Consider the following 16181-nt stretch of genomic DNA (forward strand, 5'->3'; position numbering starts at 1 on the left):
GCGCTACATCGTGCCGGGATAGCGGTGCTCGTCGGGCAGGGAATGCCGGCCATCGCCAAGGCGCATCTGCATGAAGACGGTATCGATCCAGCGACCGAACTTGAAGCCGGACCCTTCGAACACGCCGATCATGGCGAAGCCGGCCCGCTCGTGCAGGCGGATGGACGGTGCATGGTCCGAACCGCCGATCACGGCGATCATCTGGCGGAAGCCCTTTTCGGTGCACAGTTCCAGAAGACGGGTCAGCAAGGCGCGCCCGATGCCTTTGCCGTGGTGGCCGGGGTCTATGTAGATGGAGTCTTCCACCGACCAGCGATAGGCCGGGCGCGTCCGGAATGGGCCGGCATAGGCATAGGCGACGACCTCTCCGGCCGCCGAAACCGCGACGATGTATGGATAGCCCTGTGTCAGGAGCGTCTGCATCCGTGTGGCCATCTCCGCCTCGTCCGGCGGCGTCACCTCGAAAGTCGCCGTGCCGTGCAGAACCGCATGGCGGTAGATCGCGGTGATGGCCGGTATGTCGGCCGGGCCGGCGTCGCGGAGGGTAAAGGCGCTCATCGATCGAATCCCCATCGGTGTCGCCACGCTTCTACGCCCGCGCGCACCGGCCTTTCAATCTGCATCCCTTGCCTCGGCACGAAAAAGGGCGGCCCTTGCGGGCCGCCCCTCGATCGAGCCGTGATGCGCGCTGCGTTATTCGCGGTTGCCGAAAAGCTGCAGCAGCATCATGAACATGTTGATGAAGTTGAGGTACAGGCTGAGCGCGCCCATGACGGCCTTGCGGCCACCGGCCAGCACGTCGTCACCCTCGTAGTACATCTCCTTGATGCGCTGCGTGTCGTAGGCCGTCAGACCCGCGAACACCAGCACGCCGATCACCGACACGGCGAAGCCGAGTGCCGACGAGGCAAGGAAGATGTTGACGACCATGGCGATGACCACGCCGATGAGGCCCATGAACAGGAAGGAGCCCCAGCCGGAGATGTCACGCTTGGTGGTGTAGCCCCACAACGAAAGCGCACCGAAAGTCGCCGCCGTGATGAAGAAGACCTGGACGATCGACTCCTGCGTGAAGACGAGGAAGATCGTCGACAGCGACAGGCCGACAAGCGCCGCATAAGCCCAGAAGGTCGCCTGCGCCGCGCCAACCGACATGCGGTGGACACGGAACGACAGGAAGAAGACCAGCGCCAGCGGTGCCAGCATCAGCACCCAGCGCAGCGGCGAGGTGAAGACGGCGACGCCGAGCGGCGTCAGCCAGAGATCGGGGCGCACCTGCGCGCCGCCCTCGACGGGCGCGCCGCTGGTGGCCATCATGAACAGGCCGTAGGCCGCCACACCCGTGATCGCCAGACCCATCGCCATAAGGTTGTAAACCTTGAGCATGTAGGCGCGCAGGCCCGGGTCGATCGTGGCATCGGCGCGGCTACCGGCAGCGGGAACGCGTGCCCCGTAATTCCGATAATCAGCCATGGGTTTCCTAATTCCTTTCTGCGTGTTCCGTCCGGTGTCGGGCGCGAAACGCGTTCGCACACCGAGGCGCCGCTGGCGGAACCCCCAGCAGTCCTGCGTGAAATATGCGGAACCTTGCTTCTCTATACAAGGGTATCCAAGGTTGCAGACGGGCTGCCGGGCCCCTCCGGGCGATTAAATTTACGTTATCTAGGGCTTTCGCCGGTCCTACAGCGTCCGCAACACGGGGGCGGCCTTGCGTCCCAGCACCCGCCATGTGCCCGCAAGGCCAAGACCGATCGTCAGGAGAAGCGAGACCAGAAGCGTTGCAAGTCCCACGCCCCAGTCGAAACGGTAAGGCAACTGCATGATGGTGGAGACCACGAAGGACGAGGCGAGCGCGCCGGCCCCGATGGCGAAGACCGCCGTGCCGACACCCAGCAGCAGATACTCCGTGACATAGGCGCGGATGAGCGTTGCGCGCGTCGCGCCCAGCGTCTTCAGCACGACGGCGTCGTGCACCCTGCCGCGATTGCCGGCGGCCAGCGCCCCGGCCAGCACGAAGATCGAGGCCACCAGCGCCACCGCCGCAGCCGCACGGATGGCGAGGGCAAGTTGCGCGATGATCTGGTTGACGGCATCCAGGGCGTCGCGCACGCGCACTGCGGTCACCGCCGGGAAATCGTCACCCAGCCCGCGCAGCACCGCCTGCTCGGCCTCGGGCGTATCTTCGCCCATGCGCAATGTCGCCAGTGCGGTGTGCGGTGCACCGGCAAACGTATTGGGCGAGAAGACCATGACGAAATTGATCGACAGGCTTTGCCACTCGACACGGCGCAGATTGGCAATGCGTGCGGTGACGTTGCGGCCGAGCACGTTGACGGTGACCGTATCGCCGATCGTCAGGCCCAGTTGCCCGGCCTCCTCGGCCGCGAAGGACACGAGGTTTTCACCGGCATAGTCGGCCGGCCACCACTCGCCCTGCGTCAGGGTGGAGGCTGGCGGCATCTGCGTGGAATAGGTCAGGCCCCTGTCGCCGCGCAGCACCCAGGCGCCCTCCGCCGGCACGACCATGTCCCGGACATTGGTGCCGTTCAACTCCACGATGCGCCCGCGCAGCATCGGCACGGATTCCAGCTCGCTTCCGGGCGCCAACGCCAGCACCGCATCGCCGAAACGGTCCGCATCGGCCGACTGGATATCGAAGAAGAAGAAATTGGGGGCGCGTTCGGCCAAATTGGTGCTGATTTCGTTGCGCAGATTATTGTCGATGGTTGCCAGCGTGACCAGCAGCGTCAACCCGAGCCCCAGGGACAGCACCACCGAGGATGTCAGCGCCCCCGGGCGATGGATGTTGCCGATGGCAAGCCGCAGCGCGGTCGAGCGTACGCGCGGTGCGGCGCGGGCCAGCCACTGGATCGCCAGCGCCACCACGCGCAGGATGACGAAGGCGACGGCCGTGGATGCCAAAAAGACGCCGGCGATCCGCCTGTCGTCGGCCATGAACAGCGCGATGGCGGAAACCAGCAGGGCAAGGCCCACCGCCCCGGCCAGAAACGGCCAGTGCATCCGCAGCCCGCCACCGGCGCCGCTATCGCGGAACAGGGCGGCAGCGCCGACGTCGCGCGTGCGGCCAAGCGGCAGGAGAGCGAAGGCAAGGGCCGTCATGTAGCCGAACGCCGCCGCAACCAGAAGCGCCACCGGATAGACTTCCGGCCGCGTCTCGACCGGAATGGCCGCCTCCAGGAAGCCGGCGGCGACGAAGGGAGCGATCGCGCCCAGGACAAGGCCGAGACCGACGCCGATACTGGCCAGGGCCATGACCTGGATGAGGTAGATGGATACGACGAAATTGCCGCCGCCGCCGAGGCTCTTGAACGTGGCAATGACGGTGCGCTTGGAGTCCAGATAGGCGTTGACGGCGTTGGCAATGCCGACACCACCGACGATCAGGGCCGTTAGCCCCACCAGCGTCAGGAATTGCGAGAAACGCTCGATATTGCGCTGCAGGGCGGGTGCGGCACGGTCGTAGGGCCGAATGCTCCATCCCGCTTCCGGAAACTGCGCCTCGGCCTGCTCCGTCACCTGTGCGGCGTTGAGGTTTTCGGGAAGCCTGACCTTGTAGTCGTACTCCACGAGGCTGCCGGGCTGCACGAGGCCGGTGCGCTGCAGGGCATCGAGGCCGATCATCAGACGCGGTGCGAAGACGAAGCCGTCCGAGAGCTGATCCGGCTCCGTCACAAGGCGGGCGCGCAGCTCGAATTCCTGCGACCCGACGCGTATGCGCGCTCCCGGAGCCACGTCCAGCCGCGTGAACAGCTCGGGTGCAGCCACCGCGCCGGCGATGCCGTCCCGGTCGGCCAGAAGCTCGGCAAGCGAAGCATCGGAATCGGTCTCGACCGCGCCGTAGAGGGGATAGGCGCCATCGACTGCCTTGACCTCGCTGATGGTCTGGTCGCTGCCATCGGCCAGCCGCGCCATGGACCGCAGTTGCGCACTTTCGCCCACCGGCCCGGTCGCTTCCAGGTAGGCCCGCTCTTCTTCATTTGCCTGGCGCTGCGGCAGGCTGAAACGGATATCGCCGCCGAGGATGATGCGGCCCTCGCGCTCGATGGCCTCGGTCATCATGCGGGAAACGGAATTGACGGCGGCGATGGAGGCGACGCCCAGCGTCAGGCAGGCCAGAAAGATGATGAAGCCCGACAGGCCACCGCGCATTTCCCGCAGGGCGAAGCGCAGCGCCAGCCGAAGATTTCCCGCCGGGCGCGCCGGTGGACGGACGGCCCCTGCCGCTTCGTTGCCGGCCAGCGCGCTCATGCCGCTTCTACCGGCATTTCCGTGGCCTGGATGCGCCCGTCGCGGACCGAGACCTGCCGGGCACAGCGCGCTGCCAGCGCGGCATCATGCGTGACGAGAACCATCGTCATGTGTCGTCGCCTGACTTCGGAGAACAGAAGGTCCGCCACGAGGCGGCCGGTTTCCGCGTCCAGATTGCCGGTCGGCTCGTCGGCGATCAGGATGGCCGGCTCCGGCGCAAGGGCCCGGGCCAGCGCCACGCGCTGTTGCTCGCCGCCCGAAAGCGCCCCCGGATAATGATCGAGGCGATGGCCGAGGCCGACAGCCTCCAGTTCCTGCGCCGCCCGGGTGAAGGCATCCGCCGCGCCCGCCAGCTCCAGCGGTACGGCGACGTTTTCGATGGCCGTCATGTTGGGAATGAGGTGAAACGACTGGAAGACGATGCCGATATTGCGTCCGCGAAAAGCTGCCAGCCTGTCTTCGGAAAGGCCTTCGAGCGACTGGCCGGCCACTTCGACAAGGCCCGAATCGGCGCGCTCCAGCCCGGCCAGGACCATCAGAAGCGTCGATTTACCGGAGCCCGAAGGGCCAACGACGCCAAGCGATTCGCCCCGCCCGACCGTCAGCTCCATTCCCTTGAGTACATGGACGGCGCTGCCGCCGGCGCCCAAGGTCAGTTGAACATTTCGTAACCGGATCGCCATTTCAGCCAAGACGCCGTCATCCTATATGCCTGCGGACCATGGGGGATAACGCCAGCAAGGCGCCTCGAAAACGGGATATGGGCATCGAATGCGGCAAAAACACTTCCTGATCCCCGTGCTGGCCGCCCTTTTGCTGCTGCCCGCTCACTTTTTCGCGACTGCGAAGGCGCAGGAGCCGGGCCCGGTGGAGATCGTCGCCTTCGGCGACAGTCTTTCGGCGGGCTACGGCGTGGGCCCGGGCGAGGCATTTCCGGACCAGCTCGAGGCGGCCTTGCGGGAAAAGGGATACGACGTGCGGGTGGCCAATGCCGGCGTATCGGGCGACACCACCACCGGCGGCCTCGCCCGGCTGGATTGGTCGGTGCCGGACAGCGCCGACATCGTCATCGTGGAGCTGGGGGCCAATGACGCGTTGCGCGGCATCCAGCCGGACATCACCCGGGCGAACCTTTCGGACATCGTCGAGCGCCTGAAGGCGCGTGCCGATACGAGCGTGCTGCTGACCGGCATGCTGGCGCCGCCGAACATGGGCGAAGAGTTCGCCAGCGCCTTCAACCCGATCTTTCCGGATATCGCGCGGCAGTACGATGTGCCGTTCTATCCGTTCTTTCTGGATGGGGTGGCGGGCGTCACGCGGCTGAACCAGGCCGACTACATGCACCCGACCGGCGAAGGCATAGCCGAAATCGTGCGGCGTATTTTGCCGAGCGTCGAACCGCTGGTGGAAGAGCATCGCAGGATTTCCCCATGATATCGCAGTGCGGTGCTTGCGGTGAAACCGATTGAGTGATTCCCTCCCGATAGTGCGAGACATGCTCGAAGCAGAAGGAACCACTTCATGCCGCGACTGTTCACTGCCATCGAGATCCCGCGGGATGCGGCGCTATGTCTATCCTTCCTGCGGGGCGGGCTGCCGTCCGCCCGCTGGATCGATACCGAAAACTACCATCTGACCCTGCGCTTCATCGGCGACGTCGATTGCCACACCGCCGACGAGGTGGTCGCCGAACTCGACCGCGTCGCTCGGCCAGGCTTCGAGCTGACCTTGCGCGGGGTCGGCGCCTTCGGGTCCAAGAAGCCGCACTCCATCTACGCCGGGGCTGTCCCCTCGCCCGGGCTCGAGGCGCTGCAGGCCGACGTCGACAGGGCATGCCGGCGGGCCGGCATCGCGCCGAACCCACAGAAATTCGTACCGCATGTGACACTTGCGCGGCTGCGCCATCCGAAGGGCGAGGACGTCGCGCATTACCTGTCCGGACGCGGCAATTTCCGCTCGCCATCCTTCCATGTGGGTCGCTTCGTGCTCTACTCGTCGCGTGATTCCGTCGGTGGCGGCCCCTATCTCCTGGAAGAGGCCTTCACGCTGAGGGAATCGGTCTCGCGCCGTACGCCGGAGCATATTGCCGTTCCGGCATGATAGGGGCATCGGCTCTTGGTCGGCGCCCGGCACTTCCTATCTAACGTCTCATGAAACGACCGAGCCTTCCCGCCCTGCCGCTGAACCGGCAGAAGATCGCAGAAATCCTGCGTCCGGCCGATGCCGGGCAACAGGCGCGGCAGAAGCGGCGCGTGATGCGCTCGTTTCTGTCGACCGTGCGCCGTGCCGCAGGCGCGATCCCCTTCACCCGGGATCTTGCCGCCTCCTATTACTGCGCGATCGACCCGAATACGCCGCTTGCCTCGCGCGGCATCCTCCTGGCGGCTTTGGCCTACTTCGTCATGCCGGCCGATCTGGTGCCCGACCTGATGCCCTTGATCGGCTTCACCGACGACGCCGCGGTGCTGATGGCCGCGATCACGGCTGTGCGCGCCAACATCCAGCCCGAGCATTACGACCGCGCCCGCGCACTGCTGGACAGCGAGGCGGACAAGGCCGACGCCAGAACACCTTGATGCGAGGCCATGATCTGGACACGGTCTCGCCGCTTTCTTCGGTTTCGTGCGTCCCGATGCCCCGGAGATTCCAATGGCCGCCGAACCGATGTTTACGGTCCGGAAAGGCTCTTGGAATTAATTTCCGGGCAGATCGCGTTACGACGCGGAGTCGCGCCTCGGCGCGAGCCAATCGAAATTGATCATGCGGGGAACCATGTCCTTGAAGAAAGTCTTGACGGCAGCCAGCGCCCTTGTCGTCCTTTCCACCGCCGCCGTTGCCCAGACTCCGAACCGCCTGGAGCAGTTCAACGACTGGGGCACCTATTCCTACACGGCCGGCGGCAACAAGGTGTGCTACGTCCTGTCGACGCCGAAGACGAAGGAGCCGGCCAGCGTCAACCATGGCGACATCTTCTTCCTCGTCTCCCAGAAGCCGGGCCAGGCCACCGCGTACGAGCCGCAGGTCGTCATGGGCTATCCCATGCGCGAAGGCTCCAAGGTCACCGTGACGGTCGATGCGCGCAAGTTCACCCTGTTCACGCGGGGCGAGTCGGCCTGGGTCGAGAACCCGTCCGAGGAGCCGCAGCTCGTGGCGGCAATGCGCAATGGCCGCTCCATGTCGGTGGACGCGACCTCGGCCCGCGGAACCAGCACCAAGTACAGCTATTCGCTGTCCGGCATCACCGCCGCGATCAACTCCATCGGCAACTGCCGCTGACGGCAGTCGGCGGACGGCAAACCCGTTGGAGCGCAAAGGAATTTTGCGCTCCTTCTTGCGAAATTGTGCCAAAACGCGCATGTGAGTGTCCATTCGTTAGACACTAGAGACCGATGAAGGCGTGGCTGGCCACAGGCCGACGCCCGAAAGCGAGCCCATGAGCGTGAGCATCGACCTGGCCGGGCACAATCGTCCGACACCGGAAAAAGCGCCCGAACGCCAGTCCCTGCTGGGCCTGTCGCGCGACAGCCTGGCCGAGCGCCTGCGCGGCATCGGCGTGCCGGAAAAGCAGCTCCGCATGCGGGCAGGCCAGCTCTGGCATTGGCTCTATGTCCGCGGCGTCGACGATTTTTCCGCCATGGCCAACATCTCGAAGGATCTGCGCACGGCGCTGGCCGACAATTTCGAGATCGCCCGTCCGGAAATCGTGGAAGAGCAGATTTCCGTCGACGGCACCCGCAAATGGCTGTTCCGCTTTCCGGCGCGCGGCGCAGGACGCCCTGTCGAGATCGAAACCGTCTATATCCCCGAAGAGGGGCGCGGCACGCTGTGCGTATCGTCCCAGGTCGGCTGCACCCTCACCTGCACCTTCTGCCATACGGGCACGCAGCGCCTCGTGCGCAACCTGACCGAGGGCGAGATCGTCGGGCAGATCCTGACCGCGCGAGAGCGGTTGGGCGACCTGCCGGAAGCCGACACGCCGATGGGCGCCATCGTACCGTCCGATGGGCGGCTCGTGTCGAACATCGTGATGATGGGCATGGGCGAACCGCTCTACAATTTCGACAACGTCAAGCAGGCGCTGGCCGTCGCGTCCGACGGTGACGGCCTGGCGCTGTCCAGGCGCCGCATCACCCTGTCCACCTCCGGCGTCGTTCCGATGATCGGGCGGACCGGTGAAGAGATGGGCGTGATGCTGGCCATCTCGCTTCATGCCGTGCGCGACGATCTGCGCGATGTCCTTGTGCCGATCAACAAGAAGTACCCGCTGGACGAACTGCTGGCCGCCTGCCGGGCCTATCCCGGCCTGTCCAATGCACGGCGCATCACCTTCGAGTACGTGATGTTGAAGGGCGTCAACGACAGCCTTGCCGATGCGCGCGAACTCGTGCGCCTTCTGCGGGGCATTCCGGCCAAGATCAATCTGATACCGTTCAATCCCTGGCCGGGCACGGACTACGAGTGCTCCGACTGGGACCAGATCGAGCGGTTCGCCGATCTCGTCAACGATGCGGGCTATGCCTCTCCCATCCGCACACCGCGTGGCCGGGATATCTTCGCCGCCTGCGGCCAGCTCAAATCGGAGTCGGAGCGGATGAAGAAAGCCGACAGGCTAGCCTTGGCAGCGGCGGTGGCCGGCTGACGATCCATGCGGGCGGTGCTACGCTTCCTGTTCGTCATTCCGCTCGGCTTCGTCTTCGCCTGCTACGGCGCGGCCTTCGCGCTTCTCTGGCCGTTCATCGAGGTTCCGGCGACCATCGGCGACGATCCCTTCCGCATGGTCGAGATGTTCTTCGTCTTCACGGCGCAGGCCGCCCAGGTGGGCTCCGCGGCACTGCTGCCCTGGGCCATCTTCATGCTGGTCACCGAGATCATGGGGTGGCGCTCGCTTCTGCTGCATGCCGCAATCGGGCTCGCATCCGGCTTCGTCGCCCTGCGCCTGGCCTATGAGGGGGCAATGCCGCCCATCTCCATCCAGACGGCCATCTTTCTGGCAGGCCTGGCGTTCGGCATGATCTACTGGATCATCGCCGGACGGGCGGCCGGACTCTGGCGACGCAGGGCCAGCCCACCCGTCGATTGACCTGCCTCTTGCCGATCGGGCGACGCGCCCGATCTTCATCGTCATGTTGACAATCCATCACCTGAACAATTCCCGCTCGCAGCGGGTCCTGTGGCTTCTGGAGGAGCTCGAGCTCCCCTACGAAATCCGCCATTACCAGCGCGGCGCGGACATGCAGGCGCCTGCGGAGCTGCGCCAGTTGCACCCGCTAGGCAAGTCGCCCATCCTGACGGAGGGGGCCTTCACGCTGGCGGAGACGGGCGCCATCGTCACCTACATCCTGGAAACGCACGCACGCGGGCGCATGATTCCGGCGCAAGGCAGCCCCGATTACTGGCGCTACCAGCATTTCCTGCACCATGCGGAAGGAACGGCCATGCCGCCGCTGCTTCTGAAACTCGTTCTGGCGACGGTGACGAAGAAGACGCCGGCCCTGGTGCGGCCGGTGGTGGGCAAGGCGATGCAGGCGACGGACGAGGGCTTCGTGACGCCGCAGATCGAAAGAAACCTCGCCTACTGGGAAAAGTCCCTTGCCGATACGGGCTGGTTTGCCGGGCCGGATCTCAGCGCCGCCGATATCATGATGAGCTTTCCGGTGGAGGCATCCGCCTCGCGCGCCGACCTGTCCGGCTACGGCAACCTGACGGGCTTCCTGTCGCGGATCCACGCCCGCCCCGCCTATCGCGCGGCGCTGGACAAGGGCGGTCCCTACGCCTTCGCCGAGTAAGGCTTCAGGCGCGCGCCAGCATGAGCTTGACGGCGAATGCCGAGAACACCGAGGCAAAGAGCCAATCGAGCGCACGGGACGCCTTGGGGCTGCGGCGCAGCAGCAGCGCCACGCGGTCGGCCATCAGGATGACGCCGATGCAGACGCACAGTCCGATGGCAACGAACATGAGGCCGAGAAAGGCCAGCTTCGCGGCGGCGTGCGGATCGCTGGCAGCGACGAACTGCGGCAGGAATGTCAGGAAGAACAGGATGACCTTCGGGTTGAGAAGGTTGACCGCAAGGCCGGCACGCCAGTTGCGGCTGAAGCCCAGATAGGTCGATCTGCCCGATGCGATGGCCGGAGCCGATCCGTTGCGCACGGCCTGTACCGCCAGGAAGATCAGATAGGCGACGCCCGCCAGCTTCAGCACGGCAAACGCCTTGGGCGAGGCCGCCAGCAGGGCCGCAAGGCCCAGCGCCACAAGGGCCGTATGGATCATGATTCCGGTGAGGGCGCCGAACATGCAGGCGAAGCCGGCCTTGCGCCCCTGTGCGATGGTGCGCGACAGGAACAGGACCATGTCCGGGCCGGGCGTAACGGCCAGCACGAAAGAGGCGACGGCAAAGCTGGCAAGCGCGGTTGCATCGGGAATGAAGGTCATGACGGCGTGGTCCATCGGCTGTGACGGCGCCCTTGTAGACCCTTCATCGCCCGCACTCCACGGCTTTCCTCCGGCCCGCATCTCCTGTAGAGCGCATGGCCATGATCTGCGACGACACAAGGAAAGTGAGCAGCATGGCCGCGCATCGCGATGTCAAGAAAGTCGTTCTCGCCTATTCCGGCGGTCTCGACACCTCCATCATCCTGAAATGGCTGCAGACGGAATACGGTGCGGAGGTCGTCACCTTCACCGCGGATCTCGGCCAGGGCGAGGAACTGGAACCGGCCCGCAAGAAGGCCGAGCTGATGGGTATCAAGGATATCCGCATCGAGGACGTGCGAGAGGAATTCGTCCGCGACTTCGTCTTTCCGATGTTTCGCGCCAACGCCCTGTATGAAGGCACCTACCTTTTGGGAACCTCCATCGCCCGCCCGCTGATTTCCAAGCGGCTGGTGGAGATCGCGGAGGAAACCGGCGCCGACGCCATCGCCCACGGCGCCACCGGCAAGGGCAACGACCAGGTCCGCTTCGAGCTGTCGGCCTACGCCTTGAACCCGGATATCAAGGTGATCGCGCCGTGGCGCGAATGGGAATTGAAGTCCCGCACGCAACTCATCGACTTTGCCGAAAAGCACCAGATCCCCGTGCCGAAGGACAAGCGCGGTGAAGCGCCCTTCTCGGTGGATGCGAATCTTCTGCACTCCTCGTCCGAGGGCAAGGTGCTGGAAGACCCGAACGAAGAGCCGCCGGCCTATGTCTTCCAGCGGACGGTGAGCCCGGAAGAGGCGCCCGACACGCCCACCGTCGTCAAGATCGGTTTCAAGCGCGGCGATGCCGTGTCGATCGACGGCAAGGCGCTGCCGCCGCATGAAATTCTTGCCGCTCTCAACGATCTTGGCCGCGACAACGGAATCGGCCGTCTGGATCTCGTGGAAAACCGCTTCGTCGGCATGAAGTCGCGCGGCATCTACGAGACGCCGGGCGGCACCATTCTCATCGCGGCGCATCGGGCCATCGAAAGCCTGACGCTGGACCGCGGAGCGGCGCACCTGAAGGACGAGTTGATGCCCCGCTATGCGGAGCTGATCTATAACGGCTTCTGGTTCTCGCCCGAGCGCGAGATGCTGCAGGCGCTGATCGACAAGAGCCAGGAGCATGTCGAGGGCACCGTGACGCTGAAGCTGTACAAGGGCAACGTCATCGTCATCGGCCGGGAAAGCGACAAATCGCTCTATTCCGACGCGCTCGTCACCTTCGAGGACGATCACGGCGCCTACGACCAGAAGGACGCCGCCGGCTTCATCCGCCTCAACGCCCTGCGCCTGCGCACCCTGGCCAAGCGCGACCGCTGAACGGCATAAGCCCCTTATGCGATGGGCCCGGCGCCAGCCGGGCCCATCGACAGCACGGCCGGTCAGTGAGCCGGCGCCGCCTCGATGATAACGTCCGGCACCAGCGCGGTGAACGGCGGCACATAGGCCTGCAACGTCACCAGAAGCCCCACAAGCACGGCCAGCACGATCGAGTGCATGAAGACGTAGCGCAGGATGGGCCCTTCGCCGTTCTTCCAGCCGGTAGCGGTCGACGCGACGACGATGGACTGGGCATCGATCATCTTGCCCATGACGCCGCCCGACGAATTGGCCGAGGCCATCAGGACGGGGTTGAGGCCAAGCTGCTCCGCCGTGATGCGCTGCAGCCCGCCGAACAGCACGTTGGATGCCGTGTCGGACCCTGTCAGCGCCACGCCCAGCCAGCCGAGCATGGTGCCGAACAGCGGATAGAAGACGCCCGTATGCGCGAAGGCCAGGCCCATCGTGGCGTCGAGGCCCGAATAGCGGGTCAGGTATCCGAGCGCGAGCATGATGGCGATGGTCAGAAGCGAAAAGCGCACGCGCCAGATCGTCTGGAAATAGATGCCCACCAGCCGCGCCGGTGAGAAGCCCATCGCGAAGCCGCCGACGATGGCAGCAAGTAGAATGCCCGTTCCCGTCATCGACAGATAATTGAGGTTGAAGATTGCCGGCTCGATCACCGGGGCCGCCACGACCGGCGGAACCTTCTGGATGGTATTGTGCAGGCCCTCGAACGGCACCTTCACGATATGCATGCCATCGAGGGCGGCCTTGACCGACGGGATGCCCCACAGAAAAACGAAGACGGTCAGGACGGCCCAGGGCATCCAGGCGCGCAGGACGGCCGGGCGGTCGTAGCTTTTCGTCGTGTCGATGGCCGCTTCCGGGCCGATGCCGGCCGCGACGCGTGCATCTTCCTCGGCCTTGGCATGGCCGAGAAGCGCCGTCGACGTCCAGATGCGCTTCGGCTTCCAGACCCGCAAAAACAGCACCAGCGCAACCATGGAGCAGATGGCCGCCACGATATCGACCAGCCAGGGGCCATGGAAATTGGAAACGAGATATTGCGGTACGGCGAAGGAAACGCCGCAGACCAGGATGGCGGGCCAGATCTCCATCATGCCGCGCCAGCCGGCAAAGGCCCAGATGAGCCAGAACGGAACGAGCAGCGAAAAGAAGGGAAGCTGCCGCCCAATCATGGCCGACAGCTCCAGGAGATCGAGCCCGGTGACGGCCGACAAGGCGATCACGGGCGTCCCGAGTGCGCCGAAAGCCACCGGGGCGGTATTGGCGATCAGCGATAGGCCCGAGGCCGCAAGCGGCGAAAAGCCGAGGCCGATCAGCAGCGCGGCGGTAACGGCGACCGGTGTGCCGAAGCCGGCCGCGCCCTCGAAGAAGGCGCCGAACGAGAATGCGATCAGCAAGAGCTGCAGCCGCCGGTCATCGCTGACACTGGCGATGGAATTCTGCAGCACCACCGACGACCCGTTCTCGACCGTCAGGCGGTGGAGGAAGATGATGTTGAGGACAATCCAGCCGATGGGCATCAGGCCGTAGGCGGCGCCGAAGCCGGCGGCCAGCGCGGCCTTCTCGGCCGGCATGCCGAATGCCAGTATCGAAATGGCCAGGGCGGCGATCAGGCCGCACCCTGCCGCGATATGGGCGCGCAGATGAAAGACGCCGAGCCCGACGAGCATCACGACGACCGGTATGGCCGCCAGTATGAAAGAAATCGGCAGGCTGCCGAACGGATCGTAGTTCTGATCCCAGATCATGTCCCCTCCCCAAGGTTGCGGCAAAAACCACCGCCACAATTTGGTGGAATGGAATGACGTTTTAGTCAACGGGCCGTGACCGACATGTCATCCCGTTCGCGACCCCGCTTCAAACCGGCGGCCGGCATGCCCACATATCGGGAAAGATAAATCCAAGGTTGAAGCGATGACTGTCTACTCGATGCTGGATCTGGCGCCCGTGCCGGAGGGCTCAACCGTTGCGCAGGCGCTGGGGCGCTCGGCCCGCCTGGCGCAGCATGCGGAAGCCCATGGCTACCATCGGTTCTGGCTGGCCGAGCACCACAACATGCCCGGCATCGCCAGCGCGGCGACTGCGGTGGTTATCGGCCATGTCGCGGCCCATACGAAGACGATCCGCGTCGGTTCGGGCGGGATCATGCTGCCGAACCATGCGCCCCTGGTGATCGCCGAGCAGTTCGGCACGCTGGCCGAGTTGTATCCGGGCCGCATCGACCTGGGGCTCGGGCGGGCGCCCGGCACCGACATGCTGACGGCACGCGCCCTGCGGCGCAATCTGGAGTCCTCCGACAACTTCCCGCAGGATGTGGTGGAACTGCTGCACTATCTGGACGACGCGGACGAGGGGCAGAAGCTGCGCGCCATTCCAGGCGCCGGGACTCATGTTCCGGTATGGATCCTCGGGTCCAGCCTGTTCGGCGCGCAACTGGCGGCGCATCTGGGCCTACCCTATGCCTTCGCATCGCATTTCGCGCCGGCCGCGCTGGACGATGCGGCGGAAGTCTATCGCCAGACCTTCCGCCCCTCTGCCTTCCTGGACAAGCCCTATTTCATGCTGGCCGCCAATCTGTTTGCCGCAGCGACAGATGCCGAGGGCAGGAAACTGAAGACATCCATGCAGCTTGCATTTGCCCAGCTACGCACCGGCAAGCCCGGCAAGCTGCCGCGGCCCATCGACGATATCGACGCCGCGCTGGAGCCGCCCGCCCGCGCCATGGTGGACGAGGCGCTGCGCATCTCCGCCACGGGCAGCCCGCAATCGGTGCGGGATCAGTTGGCCGGGCTGATCGCGCGCTACCAGCCGGACGAGATCATGTTGAACGGCCAGATCCACGACGAGGCCGCACGGCTGGAATCGTTCCGCATCGGCGCGAAGGCGATGCAGGCGCTCAACGCCGAACGGCAGGCGGCGTAGCCGAGGGACTGCGCAGGGCAAGATAGGCGGCGATGGCCACGCAGGCGAAGGCCGGGATGATGGTGCGCACGGCCAGGACAGGGTCGGGTATGGCGGCCGCGATCAGGCCGCCGAGCAGCCCTGCGCCCATCTGCATGAAGCCCATCATGGCGGCGGCGGAGCCGGCGATCCCCGGAAACGGGGCCAGCGCCGCCGTCGTCATGGCGGGCATCACGAAGCCGATGCCGAAGGCATAGAGGCCGATGGGTATCATCACCTCGATGTAACCCGGCGCGCGCAGCGACAGGACCAGCAGCAGCAGCAACCCGCCGAGGCCGATGGCGAAGAGACCGGGCGCAACGAGCCGCTCCGCCGGCATCCAGCGCATCGACAGCCGCGTCAGCGACGAGCCGAGGAAGAACATTCCGGATTGGGCCAGCATGCCGATACCGAACTGCTGCGGCGTCAACCCCGCATGGTCGATCAGCACGAAGGGCAGGATCGTCGCCCAGGTGTAGAGCGCCCCGACAGATCCGCCGAGGACGAGGCAGCAGCACAGGAAGGTGCGGCTGCTTATCAGCTCGCCATAGGCAGACAGGATGGCGCGGGGCTGCAGCATGGCGGGGTTGGGCGTTGTCGTCTCGCGCATGGCGCCGAGCACGATGCCGATGACGGCAATGCCGAAGAACAGCATGACCACGAAGATGGCGTGCCAGCCCGCCAGCGCCAGGGTAAAGCCGCCGATGGTGGGCGCGATGGCGGGGCCCAGCGCCAGGATCATGCCGATGGTGCTCATGATGCGCGAAGACGCCTCGCCGGTGAACTGGTCGCGCACGATGGCACGCGCCGTCGCAACCCCGACGGATGCCCCCACCCCCTGCAGCAGACGCGCCGCAAGCAACCATCCGATGGTGGGCGCCAGTACGGCGACGAGCGCTCCGGCGATATAGAGGATCATGAAGATGACGGTTGTCCGGCGGCGCCCCAGCGCATCGGACAGCGGCCCGCAGACAAGCTGGGTGACGGCGAAGCCGGCGAAATACAGCGTCAGGGACAGCTTCACCAGGGCCGGGTCGGTGCCGAAGGCGCGCACCAGCTCCGGCATGGCGGGCGTATAGAGCGCCATGGAAATGGGGCCGATGGCTACCAGAAGCGCGCCGATGACACTCGTCCGCGCCTCGGACATGCGGCCTTTCATGC

The 16181-nt window shown here is 65.5% G+C and carries 16 protein-coding genes; 9 read left to right on the top strand and 7 right to left on the bottom strand.

The window, feature by feature from the left end:
- Positions 1 to 3 precede the first annotated feature (3 nt).
- The 4 genes from AUL31_RS10105 to AUL31_RS10120 all read right to left on the bottom strand — a co-directional run bounded on the left by AUL31_RS10105 (position 4) and on the right by AUL31_RS10120 (position 4952).
- Positions 4 to 558 (bottom strand): GNAT family N-acetyltransferase, encoded by a 555-nt coding sequence (locus AUL31_RS10105; protein WP_060605491.1) that lies wholly within the window; start codon positions 556 to 558, stop codon positions 4 to 6.
- 135 nt (positions 559 to 693) lie between these two features.
- The gene (locus AUL31_RS10110) at positions 694 to 1473 is read right to left on the bottom strand and encodes a Bax inhibitor-1/YccA family protein (RefSeq protein ID WP_060605494.1); all 780 of its coding nucleotides are present in this window, start codon (positions 1471 to 1473) and stop codon (positions 694 to 696) included.
- 207 nt (positions 1474 to 1680) lie between these two features.
- Complete coding sequence (locus AUL31_RS10115; protein WP_082646894.1) at positions 1681 to 4269, bottom strand: ABC transporter permease; 2589 nt, start codon at positions 4267 to 4269, stop codon at positions 1681 to 1683.
- Positions 4266 to 4952 (bottom strand): ABC transporter ATP-binding protein, encoded by a 687-nt coding sequence (locus tag AUL31_RS10120; protein WP_409359960.1) that lies wholly within the window; start codon positions 4950 to 4952, stop codon positions 4266 to 4268. The genes AUL31_RS10115 and AUL31_RS10120 overlap by 4 nt, the downstream gene beginning before the upstream one ends.
- An 88-nt stretch (positions 4953 to 5040) precedes the next feature.
- Here AUL31_RS10120 and AUL31_RS10125 point away from each other — a divergent pair, with 88 nt between their 5' ends.
- From AUL31_RS10125 to AUL31_RS10155, 7 genes are all read left to right on the top strand, one after another.
- Positions 5041 to 5703 carry an arylesterase gene (locus AUL31_RS10125; RefSeq protein ID WP_060605500.1) on the top strand — a complete coding sequence of 221 codons (663 nt, stop codon included), beginning with the start codon at positions 5041 to 5043 and terminating at the stop codon, positions 5701 to 5703.
- Between the two features lie 87 nt (positions 5704 to 5790).
- Positions 5791 to 6369 carry an RNA 2',3'-cyclic phosphodiesterase gene (gene thpR, locus AUL31_RS10130; protein WP_060605503.1) on the top strand — a complete coding sequence of 193 codons (579 nt, stop codon included), beginning with the start codon at positions 5791 to 5793 and terminating at the stop codon, positions 6367 to 6369.
- Positions 6370 to 6449: 80 nt separating this feature from the next.
- Positions 6450 to 6845, top strand: coding sequence for a YkvA family protein (locus AUL31_RS10135; protein ID WP_060606043.1), 396 nt, complete (start codon positions 6450 to 6452; stop codon positions 6843 to 6845).
- Positions 6846 to 7041: 196 nt separating this feature from the next.
- Positions 7042 to 7545: an invasion associated locus B family protein gene (locus AUL31_RS10140; protein WP_060606048.1), complete on the top strand. Its 504-nt coding sequence runs from the start codon at positions 7042 to 7044 to the stop codon at positions 7543 to 7545.
- A gap of 157 nt (positions 7546 to 7702) precedes the next feature.
- Positions 7703 to 8908 carry a 23S rRNA (adenine(2503)-C(2))-methyltransferase RlmN gene (rlmN, locus tag AUL31_RS10145; protein WP_060605506.1) on the top strand — a complete coding sequence of 402 codons (1206 nt, stop codon included), beginning with the start codon at positions 7703 to 7705 and terminating at the stop codon, positions 8906 to 8908.
- 6 nt (positions 8909 to 8914) lie between these two features.
- Entirely contained in the window at positions 8915 to 9349 is a 435-nt protein-coding gene (locus AUL31_RS10150; RefSeq protein WP_060605508.1) for a hypothetical protein, read from the top strand.
- Between the two features lie 43 nt (positions 9350 to 9392).
- On the top strand, positions 9393 to 10055 hold the full coding sequence (locus tag AUL31_RS10155) for a glutathione S-transferase (protein WP_060605510.1): 663 nt from the start codon (positions 9393 to 9395) through the stop codon (positions 10053 to 10055).
- 4 nt (positions 10056 to 10059) lie between these two features.
- Here AUL31_RS10155 and AUL31_RS10160 read toward each other — a convergent pair whose 3' ends face one another.
- On the bottom strand, positions 10060 to 10698 hold the full coding sequence (locus AUL31_RS10160; protein WP_060606051.1) for a LysE family translocator: 639 nt from the start codon (positions 10696 to 10698) through the stop codon (positions 10060 to 10062).
- 134 nt (positions 10699 to 10832) lie between these two features.
- Between AUL31_RS10160 and AUL31_RS10165 the strand changes: the two genes are divergently transcribed.
- Positions 10833 to 12050 carry an argininosuccinate synthase gene (locus AUL31_RS10165; RefSeq protein ID WP_060605515.1) on the top strand — a complete coding sequence of 406 codons (1218 nt, stop codon included), beginning with the start codon at positions 10833 to 10835 and terminating at the stop codon, positions 12048 to 12050.
- A 62-nt stretch (positions 12051 to 12112) separates the two neighbouring features.
- Here AUL31_RS10165 and AUL31_RS10170 read toward each other — a convergent pair whose 3' ends face one another.
- Complete coding sequence (locus AUL31_RS10170; protein ID WP_060605520.1) at positions 12113 to 13828, bottom strand: L-lactate permease; 1716 nt, start codon at positions 13826 to 13828, stop codon at positions 12113 to 12115.
- A gap of 166 nt (positions 13829 to 13994) precedes the next feature.
- Between AUL31_RS10170 and AUL31_RS10175 the strand changes: the two genes are divergently transcribed.
- On the top strand, positions 13995 to 15002 hold the full coding sequence (locus AUL31_RS10175) for an LLM class flavin-dependent oxidoreductase (RefSeq protein ID WP_060605523.1): 1008 nt from the start codon (positions 13995 to 13997) through the stop codon (positions 15000 to 15002).
- On the opposite strand, the gene AUL31_RS10180 is transcribed toward AUL31_RS10175, so the two are convergent.
- Entirely contained in the window at positions 14977 to 16179 is a 1203-nt protein-coding gene (locus AUL31_RS10180; protein ID WP_060605525.1) for a multidrug effflux MFS transporter, read from the bottom strand. The two genes, AUL31_RS10175 and AUL31_RS10180, sit on opposite strands and share 26 nt — an antisense overlap.
- Positions 16180 to 16181 lie beyond the last annotated feature (2 nt).

The sequence above is a fragment of the Aureimonas altamirensis genome (assembly GCF_001463885.1).
Taxonomy (GTDB): domain Bacteria; phylum Pseudomonadota; class Alphaproteobacteria; order Rhizobiales; family Rhizobiaceae; genus Aureimonas; species Aureimonas altamirensis.

What these genes read in the sequence shown, in the direction of transcription:
- AUL31_RS10120 (WP_409359960.1), bottom strand. Translation starts at nt 4,952, where the DNA reads ATGGCGATCCGGTTACGAAATGTTCAACTGACCTTGGGCGCCGGCGGC.
- AUL31_RS10105 (WP_060605491.1), bottom strand. Translation starts at nt 558, where the DNA reads ATGAGCGCCTTTACCCTCCGCGACGCCGGCCCGGCCGACATACCGGCC.
- thpR (WP_060605503.1), top strand. Translation starts at nt 5,791, where the DNA reads ATGCCGCGACTGTTCACTGCCATCGAGATCCCGCGGGATGCGGCGCTA.
- AUL31_RS10110 (WP_060605494.1), bottom strand. Translation starts at nt 1,473, where the DNA reads ATGGCTGATTATCGGAATTACGGGGCACGCGTTCCCGCTGCCGGTAGC.
- AUL31_RS10180 (WP_060605525.1), bottom strand. Translation starts at nt 16,179, where the DNA reads ATGAAAGGCCGCATGTCCGAGGCGCGGACGAGTGTCATCGGCGCGCTT.
- AUL31_RS10160 (WP_060606051.1), bottom strand. Translation starts at nt 10,698, where the DNA reads ATGACCTTCATTCCCGATGCAACCGCGCTTGCCAGCTTTGCCGTCGCC.
- AUL31_RS10155 (WP_060605510.1), top strand. Translation starts at nt 9,393, where the DNA reads ATGTTGACAATCCATCACCTGAACAATTCCCGCTCGCAGCGGGTCCTG.
- AUL31_RS10125 (WP_060605500.1), top strand. Translation starts at nt 5,041, where the DNA reads ATGCGGCAAAAACACTTCCTGATCCCCGTGCTGGCCGCCCTTTTGCTG.
- AUL31_RS10170 (WP_060605520.1), bottom strand. Translation starts at nt 13,828, where the DNA reads ATGATCTGGGATCAGAACTACGATCCGTTCGGCAGCCTGCCGATTTCT.
- AUL31_RS10150 (WP_060605508.1), top strand. Translation starts at nt 8,915, where the DNA reads ATGCGGGCGGTGCTACGCTTCCTGTTCGTCATTCCGCTCGGCTTCGTC.
- AUL31_RS10175 (WP_060605523.1), top strand. Translation starts at nt 13,995, where the DNA reads ATGACTGTCTACTCGATGCTGGATCTGGCGCCCGTGCCGGAGGGCTCA.
- AUL31_RS10165 (WP_060605515.1), top strand. Translation starts at nt 10,833, where the DNA reads ATGGCCGCGCATCGCGATGTCAAGAAAGTCGTTCTCGCCTATTCCGGC.
- AUL31_RS10140 (WP_060606048.1), top strand. Translation starts at nt 7,042, where the DNA reads ATGTCCTTGAAGAAAGTCTTGACGGCAGCCAGCGCCCTTGTCGTCCTT.
- AUL31_RS10115 (WP_082646894.1), bottom strand. Translation starts at nt 4,269, where the DNA reads ATGAGCGCGCTGGCCGGCAACGAAGCGGCAGGGGCCGTCCGTCCACCG.
- rlmN (WP_060605506.1), top strand. Translation starts at nt 7,703, where the DNA reads ATGAGCGTGAGCATCGACCTGGCCGGGCACAATCGTCCGACACCGGAA.